Origin of the sequence: Achromobacter agilis, from assembly GCF_900496965.1 — a bacterium.
Taxonomy (GTDB): domain Bacteria; phylum Pseudomonadota; class Gammaproteobacteria; order Burkholderiales; family Burkholderiaceae_B; genus Achromobacter; species Achromobacter agilis.
On sequence record NZ_UFQB01000006.1, the window covers coordinates 1 to 12,050 of the forward strand.

Annotated in this window: 14 protein-coding genes; 4 read left to right on the forward strand and 10 right to left on the reverse strand. The window is 67.5% G+C overall.

Annotated elements, in window-relative coordinates:
- Positions 1 to 229: 229 nt before the first annotated feature.
- On the reverse strand, positions 230 to 970 hold the full coding sequence (locus AGI3411_RS08910) for an aldolase (protein WP_129527025.1): 741 nt from the start codon (positions 968 to 970) through the stop codon (positions 230 to 232).
- A 42-nt stretch (positions 971 to 1,012) separates the two neighbouring features.
- Positions 1,013 to 1,729 carry a haloacid dehalogenase type II gene (locus AGI3411_RS08915; RefSeq protein WP_129527026.1) on the reverse strand — a complete coding sequence of 239 codons (717 nt, stop codon included), beginning with the start codon at positions 1,727 to 1,729 and terminating at the stop codon, positions 1,013 to 1,015.
- Positions 1,730 to 1,853: 124 nt separating this feature from the next.
- On the opposite strand from AGI3411_RS08915, the gene AGI3411_RS08920 reads away from it, so the two are divergent.
- Entirely contained in the window at positions 1,854 to 2,732 is an 879-nt protein-coding gene (locus AGI3411_RS08920) for a LysR substrate-binding domain-containing protein (RefSeq protein WP_129527027.1), read from the forward strand.
- Between the two features lie 9 nt (positions 2,733 to 2,741).
- Here the strand turns inward: AGI3411_RS08920 and AGI3411_RS08925 are convergent, their stop codons facing one another.
- The 3 genes from AGI3411_RS08925 to AGI3411_RS08935 form a co-directional block, all read right to left on the reverse strand.
- Complete coding sequence (locus AGI3411_RS08925) at positions 2,742 to 3,146, reverse strand: YchJ family protein (RefSeq protein ID WP_129527028.1); 405 nt, start codon at positions 3,144 to 3,146, stop codon at positions 2,742 to 2,744.
- Between the two features lie 20 nt (positions 3,147 to 3,166).
- A complete protein-coding gene (locus AGI3411_RS08930) occupies positions 3,167 to 3,439 on the reverse strand; it encodes a GNAT family N-acetyltransferase (RefSeq protein ID WP_129527029.1) in 273 nt (90 codons plus the stop codon).
- Positions 3,440 to 3,517: 78 nt separating this feature from the next.
- Positions 3,518 to 4,468, reverse strand: a complete 951-nt coding sequence (locus tag AGI3411_RS08935; RefSeq protein ID WP_129527030.1) for a 3-hydroxyacyl-CoA dehydrogenase NAD-binding domain-containing protein — start codon at positions 4,466 to 4,468, stop codon at positions 3,518 to 3,520.
- Positions 4,469 to 4,579: 111 nt separating this feature from the next.
- On the opposite strand from AGI3411_RS08935, the gene AGI3411_RS08940 reads away from it, so the two are divergent.
- A complete protein-coding gene (locus tag AGI3411_RS08940) occupies positions 4,580 to 5,212 on the forward strand; it encodes a cysteine peptidase family C39 domain-containing protein (RefSeq protein WP_129527031.1) in 633 nt (210 codons plus the stop codon).
- Positions 5,213 to 5,227: 15 nt separating this feature from the next.
- Here the strand turns inward: AGI3411_RS08940 and AGI3411_RS08945 are convergent, their stop codons facing one another.
- Entirely contained in the window at positions 5,228 to 6,622 is a 1,395-nt protein-coding gene (locus tag AGI3411_RS08945) for an MFS transporter (RefSeq protein WP_129527032.1), read from the reverse strand.
- A 109-nt stretch (positions 6,623 to 6,731) separates the two neighbouring features.
- Here AGI3411_RS08945 and AGI3411_RS08950 point away from each other — a divergent pair, with 109 nt between their 5' ends.
- Both AGI3411_RS08950 and AGI3411_RS08955 read left to right on the forward strand, forming a co-directional pair.
- Positions 6,732 to 7,601 (forward strand): LysR family transcriptional regulator, encoded by an 870-nt coding sequence (locus AGI3411_RS08950; protein ID WP_129527033.1) that lies wholly within the window; start codon positions 6,732 to 6,734, stop codon positions 7,599 to 7,601.
- A gap of 81 nt (positions 7,602 to 7,682) precedes the next feature.
- The gene (locus AGI3411_RS08955; RefSeq protein ID WP_129527034.1) at positions 7,683 to 9,098 is read left to right on the forward strand and encodes an amidase family protein; all 1,416 of its coding nucleotides are present in this window, start codon (positions 7,683 to 7,685) and stop codon (positions 9,096 to 9,098) included.
- A gap of 3 nt (positions 9,099 to 9,101) precedes the next feature.
- On the opposite strand, the gene AGI3411_RS08960 is transcribed toward AGI3411_RS08955, so the two are convergent.
- From AGI3411_RS08960 to AGI3411_RS08975, 4 genes are all read right to left on the reverse strand, one after another.
- Positions 9,102 to 9,329 carry a GNAT family N-acetyltransferase gene (locus tag AGI3411_RS08960; protein WP_244240299.1) on the reverse strand — a complete coding sequence of 76 codons (228 nt, stop codon included), beginning with the start codon at positions 9,327 to 9,329 and terminating at the stop codon, positions 9,102 to 9,104.
- A gap of 19 nt (positions 9,330 to 9,348) precedes the next feature.
- Entirely contained in the window at positions 9,349 to 10,134 is a 786-nt protein-coding gene (locus tag AGI3411_RS08965; protein ID WP_129527035.1) for a 2-keto-4-pentenoate hydratase, read from the reverse strand.
- Between the two features lie 4 nt (positions 10,135 to 10,138).
- A complete protein-coding gene (locus AGI3411_RS08970; RefSeq protein WP_165359116.1) occupies positions 10,139 to 10,519 on the reverse strand; it encodes a hypothetical protein in 381 nt (126 codons plus the stop codon).
- A gap of 144 nt (positions 10,520 to 10,663) precedes the next feature.
- Positions 10,664 to 11,944 carry a glutamate-5-semialdehyde dehydrogenase gene (locus AGI3411_RS08975; RefSeq protein ID WP_129527036.1) on the reverse strand — a complete coding sequence of 427 codons (1,281 nt, stop codon included), beginning with the start codon at positions 11,942 to 11,944 and terminating at the stop codon, positions 10,664 to 10,666.
- Between the last annotated feature and the right edge of the window lie 106 nt (positions 11,945 to 12,050).

Below are 12,050 nucleotides of genomic sequence, written 5' to 3' on the forward strand. Positions count from 1 at the left end.
ACAGGACAGTGAAACGACTTTGCGCCGATGATAGTGGACGGACGTCTGTGAAAGTAGGTCATCGTCAGGCTTTTATTCCGCAAAACCCCACAGGTACATCCTGTGGGGTTTTGTCTTTGGGGCGCCGCCATGCGCGCGCGGCCCCATGCAAAAAACCCCTCGCCGGATTATCGACGAGGGGTTTTGTTTTTGCGGGAGCGGATGGCTTCGCGGCGAGGATACGCGCCGGTCAGGGCAGTTGGCGGCGCAGGGCGGCGAAGAACAGTTCGGATTGCAGGCGCTCGCCCTGGACCTGGGCGGCGACCTTGCCCGCCAGTTCGGGATTGACCGGCACCAGGGGCCGTCCGGTGGATTGGGCGAGCACCTGGGCGGTACAGGCGCGTTCCAGGAAGAAGAGATCGTCGTAGGCATAGTCCACGCGCTCGCCGCAGACGACCACGCCATGGTTGCCCAGGAACACAACGTCCGCGCCCTGCATGGCATGGGCGATGCGTTCGCCTTCGCTGACGTCCAGCGCCAGGCCGTTGTAGTGCTCGTCGACGGCCAGGCGCCCATGGAAGCGCATGGCGTTCTGCGAGAGGGTGGTGTCCAGCGCGCGATCGGTAGTGAGCGTCAGGGCGGTGGCGTAAGGCATATGCGTGTGCAGGACACAGGCCTTGCCGGCGATGCGGTGGATCGCGGCGTGAATGAACATGGCCGTGGGTTCGACTTCATGGCGGCCGGCGAGCTTGTTGCCGTGGGCGTCGACCAGCACGATGTCGTCCGCCTGAACCTCGTTCCACATCAGTCCGCGGGGGTTGAGCAGGAAATGGTCCGCATCGCCGGGCAGCGCGACGCTGAAATGATTGCAGACGCCTTCCCCCAACCCGTGGGCGGCGGCTGCCCGCAGCGCGAGCGCCAAATCGGCGCGCAGCGCGGCGACAGGTTCGGCGTGGAAGAGCGCGTTGGCGAAGTGGGGTTCTTGATTCATGGCTGCCTATCGGGAGTCAGGGGGAGGGAAGGCGCGCATCCGTCATAGCCAGCCGGCATCGCGGAAAAGCTCGGGTACGCGGTCCAAAGTCGCTACGGTAGCGTCCGGCCGGTAGTCAGGCAAGCATTCGCGGCCGGTGCCGCGGTCGATCCAGACGCAGCGAAAGCCGATATCGCGAGCGGCCGCGTGGTCCAGATGCGGGCTGGCGCAAATGTGCACGACCTCGTCGGGCGTGACGCCGAGGCTGGCGTAGGCGTGGGCGAATATCTGACGCGACGGCTTGTAGGCGCCGGCCTGCTCGGCCGTGATGACGCGGTCGACGTGCCCGCCCAACTGGGCGACGTTGCCGGCGATGATGCCGTCGTCGGTGTTGGAAATGATGCACAGCCGGAAGCCAGCCTGCTTCAGCACTGCCAGCGTGCCCACCACCTCGGGGAACGGCGGCATCGCGGAGATGCCGCCGACCAGCATGTCCGCGTATTCGGGCCGGTATTCGAGGCTCAGCTCCTGCATGGTCAGCCGCAACGATTCGCGGCTGATGTCGGCGAAGTTCCGATGCGGCCGCTCGCGTTCCAGCCGATGTTCATGGCCGTCGTAGCGGTGCAGGAACTGCGCGGGCGTGGGCGCATGCCGGCTGGCTTCGGGGTTGACCGCCAGGATGCGGGCGACGGCATCTTGCAGGCCTTCGTCCCACTGGATGAGGGTGCCATAGCAATCGAAAGTGAGCCATTGGGGACGGGGCAGGTGCGCCAGGGGCATATCGGTTCCTTGAATAGGACGGGGGTAGAAGCGAATGTGATGGGTCCAGAGTAGGTGCGGGCAGATGAGTTGTAAAATTAATTATTGAACTCATCTCAGTTGATTAATCGATATCAAACCCGCCATGCTCGATCTTGAACTTCTGAGGACCCTGGTTTACGTCGTGGACGAGGGCAGCTTCACGCGCGCGGCAAGCCGGGTGCATCGCACGCAATCGACTGTCAGCCAGCAGGTACGCAAGCTGGAGCAGAGCGTGGGCAAGACGCTGCTCTTGAGAGACCGGGCCGGCGGCAATGTGTCGGTGACGGAGGATGGCGAGCTGATGGTGGCCTACGCGCGCCGCCTCCTCGCCATTGCGGGTGAAGCCGAGCATGTGCTGTCGGCCCCTCGCAAGACCTGCGTGCTGCGGCTCGGCGTGCCGGAGGATTTCGACGTATCCCGGCTGACCGTGTTGCTGGCAGGGTTTGCCGCCAGCCATGCGGACGTCCGTCTCGAAACGAGCAGCGGCATGAGCATGGACTTGCGGCGCGGGCTGGAATCAGGCGAACTGGATCTGGCGTTGATCAAGCGCGAGCCGGGCGATGGGCCGTGCCTGGCGGCATGGCCGGAACGTCTGGTCTGGGTGGGCGGCAAGCTGCCGGCGCTTGAGGGGGCCGCCGTGCCGCTGGTCCTGTTCCCGCAAGGCTGCATCTATCGCAAGCGCATGATCTACGCCCTGGAAAGCGCAGGCAGGCCATGGCATATCGCGTATCACAGCCACAGCCTGGCGGGGGTGCAGGCCGCCGTTGCGGCTGGATTGGGCGTGAGTTTGCTGCCGGCGTTCGCGCGGTTGGACACGCACGAGGTGCTGGGCGAGGATGCGGGCTTTGCGCCAGTGCCGCCGACGGAGTTGGCGATCGTCGGTAACCCGCGCACGTTGAACGCCGCCGAACAGCACCTGGTGATGGCGCTGAGGCAAGCCATCGAGTCCGACAGCCTGGACGTGCCCGTGCCCGCGGCCTGAGGGCTGGATTCAGCTCAGGTCGCCGTCCAGGTAATACCACCTTTCGTCTTCACGCACGAAGCGGCTGATCTCGTGCAGGCGATGGGCGCGGCCGGCCTGGCGGCTGCGCGCGACGAATTCCACCGTGGCGTGGTCCGCGTCCTGGTCCTGGGCTTTCTTGACCGCCAGCCCCAGCCACTTCAGGTCAGAAGGATTGGGTTCGAGCGTGGCGGGGCGGGTGCTGGGGTGCCAGGTGGCCAGCAGATACGGCAGCTTGTCGAGCACGAAGGCGCTGTAGCGGGAGCGCATCAGCGCTTCGGCGGTGGGCGCCCGCAGGGCGAGTGGGCCTTCATGCCAGCGGCCGCAGCATTCGGGGTAGCTCTTGGGGCCGCCGCAGGGACAAGCGGCGTTTGCGTTGTGAGAAGGCTTTGCCACGATGGATGCGCCGCCGCCGCTCAGGCCAGCAGATCGCTGTATTCGGGATGGCGGCGCATGTAGGCATCCGCGTATGAACACGACGGCCGGACCTTCCAGCCATTGGCGCGCGCGGCGTCCAGGGCGTGGCGGGTCAGCGCGGCGGCGATGCCGCGGCCGCCCACCTGGCTGGGAACGCCGGTATGGGTGATCGTCATGATGTTGCCTTGCAGGTGGTAGTCGAGCACGCAAAGCACGCCATCGACGGTGGCGGTGTAGCGGGAACGTTCAAGGTCTTGCGTTACGGAAATCATGCGGATGGATTCCTTGGATTCGGATTCGCCAGCGGAGCGCCGCTGGCGGAAAGAAGATGGCATACCCGGCACGCGGGTTCAGCGTTGCAGGGCTTTCAGCAAGGCGGTCAACTGGGCGTCCCGGGCCAGGACCAGGTCCGCGATGCTGCGTTCGCCCACCTCCGCTTTGACGCCCTCGATCAGGCGCTGTTGCAGTTCCGGCGTCACGTCCGGCGCGCCGAGATCATCCCACCAGGTCTGCACCGGGCCGAGCAGATGGTCCATGAAATTCGCCAGGCCGCCCTCGCCGCCGCCCAGGTTGAAGGTCATGTGCGGCCCGAACAGCGCCCAGCGCAGGCCGGGGCCCTGCGACACGGCGGCGTCGATGTCGGCGACGCTGGCGACATTCTCGGCCGCCAGGTGAATGGCTTCGCGCCAGAGCGCGGCCTGGAGGCGGTTGGCGATGTGGCCGGGCACTTCCTTGTTCAGGCGGATCGGGTACTTGCCCATGCTCCGGTAGAACGCAATGCTGCGGTCCATCGTGTCGGCCGAAGTCTGGTCGCCGCCGACGACTTCGACCAGCGGAATCAGGTGCGGCGGATTGAACGGATGCCCGATGACGAAGCGGGAGGCATGCTGGCAGCGCGACTGCAGGCGGCTCATGATGAGGCCGGACGAACTCGATGCAACGATGACATGCGGCGGCAGGACTGCGTCCATGCGTGCGAACAGCGCGGTTTTGAAGTCTTCGCGTTCGGGGCCGTTTTCCTGGACGAAGTCCACGCCGGCCAGCGCGGTTTCAAGGTCCGGTTCGAACGTCAGCGCGTCGGGCGAGGCGCCGGGCAGTACGTGGCCCAGTTCCGCCAGCACGGGCCACGCTGCCTGCACGCGGACTCGCGTCTGGGGTTCGGCGTCGGCGGCCGGATCGCTGACGACCACTTCCAGGCCGCGGGCGAGGAACAGCGCGGCCCAGCTGGCGCCGATGGTGCCGGCGCCCACGATGGCGACGCGGCGGACGGCGGACGGAAGAGGCGTGGCGGGACTGGACATGCGGGTCTCCTGGTTGCGTGGATAGGAGCATTGTGAAGCAAACGTCGGGCCGTTGCCACGCGGAGGCCACGGGGGCAAGATAGCGGCTTCCCCGATTTTCCGGAGCCCGGGATGCATGCGACGCCCGACCGCCAGTCCGCCGTGCCCTACTGTTGCCAGTGGGCATCGGCGCATCTGGCCAGCAAGATCATCCACGGCGAGCTGACGCTCGCCGACGACCCCGCGTGGCGGGAGTCGGGCGCGCACGATGTGGAGGAGTACGCGCACTGGGCCAACCATGTCTGCGGCATGGCCTGCCTGAGCATGGTGCTGGCCGCGCGCGGCGCGGGCCGCCACCCCATCCTGGAACTGGCGCGCCGCAGCTTGCCCTATGGGGCCTACACGGTGGACGGAGACCGCATCAAAGGGATGATCCACGCGCCGTTCGTGCGTTATGTGGCCGAGGCTTTCGGCATGGATGCGCGGGTGCACGTCGGCTTGCAGGCCGCTGAGTTGCCGGCACTGATGGAACAGGCCGAGTTCTTTATGGCGTCGGTCCATCCCTGGATACGTTGGCCGGACAGGGAGCCGCCGAGGAAGGGCGGCCACCTGGTGCTGCTGACCCGCGCCGCCCCGGACGCGGTGAGGTTCCACAATCCTTCGGGCGAGCCGGGCGCGCAAGCCGACGTCGAATTGCCGCTGGCCGCCTTCGACCGCTATTTCGCGGGCCGCGGCGTGGCGATTCTTCCGGCCGCCTCCGCCTGAGCAGCCCGCCGCTGCTCAGGCGTTGCGGGCGCGGCGCAGATGCCGCCCTCCCAGCGCCACGGCCAGCACGTAGCTCGCGGCGATGACCCAGTAGGCAACGGGCAGGGCGTCGTGCCAGTCCGGCAGCAAATGCAGGATGGTGCCCATCAAGGCGACGCCGACCAGCGCGCCCGACTGGCGGTTGGCATTCAGCGTTGCCGCGGCGCTGTTCGCATGCCGCTTGCCCGACACCTGCATGACCACGCTGGTCATCGCGGGCACGGCGATGCCCACGCCCAAGTTGGCCAGCGCGACAATGGCGGCGAACGGCCAGTAGGCGACGTCCGGCGTGACGGTGAAGATGGCGACTGCGCTCAGGGCCGCGGCAAGCGACATGCCGCCCAGCAGCGAGGCCGATACGTTCCAGCGCGCCGACATCCGCGCGGAGATCAGGTTGCCGATGGAAAACACCGCCAGCATCGGAACCAGCTGGATGCCGGTCTGCAGCGCATCCGCGCCGCGCGCCTGCTGCAGGAACAGGCTGAGCAGGAAGAGCTGCCCGTAGGAGGCCAGATTGATCAGGAAGCCGATGCCGTTGGCCGCCGCGAATTGCGTGGTCGCGAAGAGCGCGCGCGGAATGATGGGCTCGGCATGGCGGCGTTCGCGCCGGACCAGCAGGGCCGCGGTGCCCAGGAACAGGGCGGCGGCGATCACGATACGGCTGGAGGACCAGCCATAGGCGTTGCCCTGGATCAGCACGAAGCACAGCGAAGACAGCGCAACGATCCCCAGCAGGTGGCTCAGCGGATTGAGCGCGCGCGGCCGGCGGGGCGCCGCCTGGATGCGGCGGCGGGCCAGCCACAGGCCGACGAGGCCCAAGGGAATATTGATGAGGAAGATCCCGCGCCAGCCGAACTGGTGGATCAGCATGCCGCCCATCAGCGGGCCGGCCGCGCCGGCGACCGCCACGATCGCAGACCAGGCCGCCAGCATGCGGTTGCGGGTAGCTTCGTCATCGTAGGCGTGGGTCAGCAGGCTTAACGAACTGGGCATGAACAAGGCTGCTCCCAGGCCTTGCAGCAGGCGGGCCAGGATGAGGATGTCGGCGTTCGGCGCCAGCCCGCAAAGCAGGGACGCAAAGGTAAAGACGCCCAGCCCTGTCAGGTAGATGGTCTTGGCGCCATAGCGGTCGGCGAGCGCGCCGGCCACCAGTAGCAGGGCCGCGAATGTGAGCGTATAGCCATCGACGATCCAGACCAGATCCGTCAGGGGAACCGTGAATTGCAGCGCGATGCTGGGCAGCGCGACGTTGACGACGGTGACGTCGAGCATGGCCATGACGAAGCCGATCGCGAGGGTGACGAGCGGCAGCAGGGCGGCGGCGGCGGGTTTGGCATCGAGGGCGGAGGCGTGGGGGCAAGCGGAGTTCATGGTGGCGGTTCAGCGGCTTTCGAGGGAGGAAGCTTAGGAGGTTTCTCTGATGCAAAAAAGCCGAATAACTGCTTTATAGTGATGCATAAATGCATCTATTGGGTGACACATGGACTGGGATAACGCCAGGATTTTTCTGGCCATTTACCGGATAGGCACACTGCGGGGGGCCGCGGCCCTGCTGCAGATCGACCAGGCCACGGCCGGCCGCCGGCTGGCGGCGCTGGAGGCTTCGCTCGATGCGCGGCTGTTCCTGCGCACGCCGGGTGGGTACGTGCCGACGGCCGCCGGTGAACTGGCGTTCGCAGCGGCGGAGCGCATGGAGCAGGCCGCCGACCAGTTGCAGCGCCAGATGCAGGGGCTGGACCACCGGCTGTCCGGCGCGGTGCGGGTAGCAACGTCGGAAACCGTGGCCAGATACTTCGTCATGGAGGCCGTCCGGCGCGTACACGTTCAGCACCCCGATATCCGCGTGACACTGTCCACGGCGATCCAGCTGAGCAACCTGACGCGCCGCGAGGCGGATCTGGCGATACGCAACCTTAGGCCTGACAACCCCGATCTGATCTACCGCCACCTGGCGCGCAAGGAAGTCGGGCTGTACGCGTCGCGGGCCTACCTGGAGGCGCATGGCGAACCCCGCCTCGGAACGGCATTCGCGGGGCACACGCTGGTGACCTACCAGCAATCGGTGTTGCCGGGCTGGTCCGATATGTTTTGCGGGGAGCCGACGGGCAACGGCCGCATCGGCCTGGAGTTGAATTCCGGCCTGATGATCATCGAGGCCGTGGTGGCCGGCCTGGGCATCGGTGAGCTGCCCACGCATATGGCGCCCGATTATCCGGATCTGGTCCGTATCTGGCCGAGCCGCAGCGAACCCTATGACCTTTGGCTGGTGATGCACGGGGACCTGAACCGCACGGCCCGGGTGCGCGCGGTGGCCGACGCGATCGTCGAGGTCTTCGAAGAGGGCAAGTAGCGGCGTCATCGCGGCTTGTGGGCGGCGGCGGCAGGCGCTAAGGTGGACGTGCCTCGAAAAACCCTGAATCAGGAGTCGCGCGTGTCCGATCTTTGGCGTTTGTCCGCAGTTGAACTTGCCGCCCGTATCCGCCAGCGTGAAGTCTCCGCCCGCGAAGCGGCGCAAAGCGCGCTGCAGCGGCTCGAAGCCGTCAACCCCGCCATCAATGCCGTGGTGGACTACCGCCCCGAAACGGTGCTTGCGCAAGCGGCCGAGGTGGATGCGGCTCTCGCGCGCGGCGAGGAAGCGGGCCCGCTCGCCGGCGTGCCCGTCACGGTAAAGGTCAATGTGGATCAGGCCGGTTTCGCCACCACCAATGGCGTGGGCCTGCAGAAGGACCTAATCGCCACCGAGAACAGCCCGGTCGTGGACAATCTGCGGCGCGCGGGCGCCGTCATCCTGGGCCGCACCAACACACCGGCGTTTTCGCTGCGCTGGTTCACCGGCAATGTGCTGCACGGGAACACGCTGAACCCGCGCAATCCGGCGCTGACGCCGGGGGGCTCGTCGGGCGGGGCAGCCTGCGCGGTTGCCGCAGGCATCGGGCACCTGGCGCATGGCACCGATATCGCGGGGTCCATCCGCTACCCGGCCTACGCCTGCGGCGTGCATGGCTTGCGGCCGTCGCTGGGGCGCGTGGCGGCGTACAACGCGGCATTGCCCGAGCGCCCCATCGGCGCGCAGCTGACGGCGGTATCGGGGCCCCTGGGGCGCAGCATCGCCGACCTGCGGTTGGGCCTGGCCGCGCTGGCTGCACCCGACCCGCGCGATCCTTGGTGGGTGCCGGCTCCGTTGACGGGGCCCGATGTGCCGCGCCGGGCCGCGCTCTGCCTGAACCCCGACGGCATGGAAACCGAGCCCGCCGTGGTCAAGGCCTTGCAGGAGGCGGCGCGCCGCCTCAGCGAGGCCGGCTGGACGGTGGACACGCTGGATTCCCTGCCGTCGATGCAAGAGGCCGCGGACCTGCAGATCCGCATGTGGCTGGCGGACGGCTACGAGGCCCTGGTCGTGGCCGCCGAGAAAGAGGGCGACCGCGGCGCCCTCATCGCGCTGGCCGGCCAGCGCGGCAAGGCGGCCGGCGCCGACCTGGCCGGGTTTTCGGCGGTGTTGACGCGCCGCGCCACGCTCACGCGGATGTGGGAGCTGTTCTTTGCCGAATATCCGGTGCTGCTGCTGCCGGTGTCCGCCGAGCTTCCGTTCCCGGACAATCTCGACCTGCAGGGCGACGAGGCTTATGCGCGCGTCTGGCGCGCGCAAATGACACAGATCGGTGTGCCGTTCATGGGGTTGCCGGGATTGTCGGTCGCCATGGGCAGCGCCATGAGCGGCGCGGGCCCGAGCCCGGTCGGCGTGCAGGTGGTGGCAGGGCGCTACCGCGAAGACCTGTGCCTGGCGGTCGGCGAGATCATCGAGGCGGCAGGCGACGCGATCGGCATTGCCGAGCCCGCGGCCCGCTAAGGGCTAGGCTGCGCCTGCTTTCGCGGCCTGCCGCTTGGAACGCAGCAGGCCCATCATGCCTGTGTCCCAGCGCTCGCTGCCCGCCCGGGTGGACGAGTGCCTGACGCCTTCCAGCGTGAAGCCCAGCTTGCGGCAGGTGCGGATGGCGGGTTCGTTGAACATATAGACGTTGAGCTCCTGCCGGTCGATACCGGGGGGCCGGAACGCTTCATCGATCATCAGCGCCACCATGGGGCGGGCCTTTCGTGGATTACTTGCCGAAGCGCAGGCGCAGGACGCCGATGTCGCCGTAGGCGAGTTCCACGTCGCGGTTGGCTGGCACGTCCAGGAAGCCTGCGTACGAGCCGGTGATGACGTGCTGGCCGGCGCGCAGCCCCAGGCCTTGTTCGCGCAGGAAGTTGGCCAGCCAGTACAGGCCGGCCTTGGGGCGATCGTTCGGGTGGATACCCGCGTGCTGTTCGACTTCTTCGCCGTCCATGGACAGCGTGATGCTCATGCTGCCAGGCGCGGAATTGGGCGATTCGATACGCGGGCCCAGGATCAGCCCCAGGTTGAACATGTGGTCGGCCAGCAGTTCGGGCAGGCTGGCGTGTTCCGGGGAGGCGTAGCGGCAGCCCAGGACTTCCAGGGCCAGGCGGGCACCGGCGATCGCGGCGTCGATTTCGGCTTCGGTATAGGGGGTGGCGCGGGCGGGTAGATCGTGGGCGATCTCGAACGCGATCTCGGGTTCGATGCGAAGCACGTCCGTCCGCGCGGGGATCGGGCCGGCTTCGGCATAGGCGACCGTGGAAGCATAGATTGGGGCGACGACGGTTTTCTCGGGCGAGGGCAGCGCGCTCTTCCAGGCGGCGATGGCATCCTGGCGGCTTTCCTGCAGCAACTGCGCGGTGCGTTGCTGCACGGCGAAGGCCTGGCCCAGCGATTGCGGGCGGCAGTCGGCGGGCAGGCGCGGGCCGGCGATGCCGGACTCGCGTGCCGCGATCAGGTAGCGGGCGGCTTCGAGGCAGCCGGGATAGTCTTCGATTCGGATCTGCATGCGCTCAGACTCCCAGATACAGCATGACCCAGAGGGTGACCATCGCGATCAGGCCGAGCCAGCACGAGCTCCAGAAGCCGACGATCGGCCATTTCACGGACAGCGGCGTCTTCTTGGGATCCACGTGGCCCAGCAGATCATTGGCGTTGCCGATCAGCGAGAAGCGAGTGCCGGGGAACATCAGGCGGAAGAAATAGTCCAGCGTGATCGCCGCCCGCACGGCCAGCGGATACTGGGCGAACGTACGGTGCTGCAGGTACGGGTGCTTCAATGTGGCGTTGATCTGCTTGCTCTTGAGGAAGAACAGGACGATGCCGCTGATCGAGCAGGTAATGAAGCAGAGCACGAAAAGGCTGAAGGCCATGGAAATGGCGGCTGAATGCATTGGGGATCTCGGGTTGCGCGGAGGGCCGCGTTCGGATGACAAGAAGCCGGGAGAAATGCCTGGCCGTATTGTAAAAGGCTTGGTGCAGCCCTGTGTTCAGGGCTGCGTCAGCCGCCGCGCGCCACGGAGGCGCGCCGCAGCGGCTCAGCCGCGGACCTGGCCTTCGCCGCTCAACACCCACTTCAGCGTGGTCAGGCCTTCCAGGCCGACCGGGCCGCGGGCGTGCAGCCGGTTCGTGGAGATGCCGATTTCGGCGCCCAGGCCGTACTCGAAGCCATCCGCGAAGCAGGTCGGCAGGTTGACGTAGACCGAGCTGGAGTCGACCTCGCGCTGGAAGCGCTGCGCGGCCGACAGGTCTTCGGTGACGATGGCGTCCGTGTGGCCGGAGCCCCAGCGGGCGATGTGTTCGATGGCGTCATCCAGCGAGTCGACGATGCGCACCGCCAGGACGGGGCCCAGGTATTCCGTCGCCCAGTCTTCTTCGGTGGCTGGCGTGGCGTGCGGCAGCAGGGCCAGCGTGCGGGGGCAGCCGCGCAGCTCGACGCCGTGTTCGACGAGATCCGCGGCCAGGCTGGGCAGGATGGAGACGGCGGCCACGGCGTCGACCAGCAAGGTCTCCATGGCGCCGCAAATGCCGTAGCGGTAGGTCTTGGCGTTGAAGGCGATGGCGTGGGCCTTGTCCGGGTCCGCCGCCGCGTCGATGTAGACATGGCAATTGCCGTCCAGGTGCTTGATCAGCGGCACGCGGGCCTCCTGGGACAGGCGGGCGATCAGGCCCTTGCCGCCGCGGGGCACGATGACGTCGATGTGTTCGGTCATGGTGATGAGCTTGCCGACCGCGGCGCGGTCCGCGGTGGCCACGACCTGCACCGCGTCCTGAGGCAGGCCGGCGGCGGCCAAGCCCTTTTGCACGATGCGGCCCAGCGCGATATTGGAGTGCAGGGCTTCGCTGCCGCCGCGCAGGATGGCGGCGTTGCCGGACTTCAGGCACAGCGCCGCGGCGTCGATCGTCACATTGGGGCGGGATTCGTAAATGATGCCGATCACGCCCAGCGGAACGCGCATCTGGGCGACACGCATGCCGTTGGGGCGCACCGACGTGGCGGTAATGCTGCCGATGGGGTCCGGCAGGGCGGCGATCTGGCGCAGGCCCTCGGCCATGTGCGCGAGCGTCTTGTCAGACAGGGTCAGGCGGTCCAGCAGCGCGGGCTCCAGCCCGTTGGCGCGGGCGGCGGCGACATCTTTCTCGTTGGCAGCCTTGAGTTCGTCGTGGCTGGCGGCGAGCGCATCGGCCATGGCCAGCAGCGCCTGGTTCTTGGCGGCGCCGGTGGCGCGCATCATCGCGCGCGAGGCGCGGCGGGCGTTTTCGCCCAGGGTGAGCATGGCTTGTTCGATGGAGGACGAGGACATGGCGGCGTCGATCATGGAGTATGGGGGCGGCAGGCGGGCCGCCTGGAGAATCAGTGTATATCCGGCAGGTTGTGGCCGGGCGAACTCCGGTCAGGCGGCCGGAGGGGGCGTGGCGGAGGCG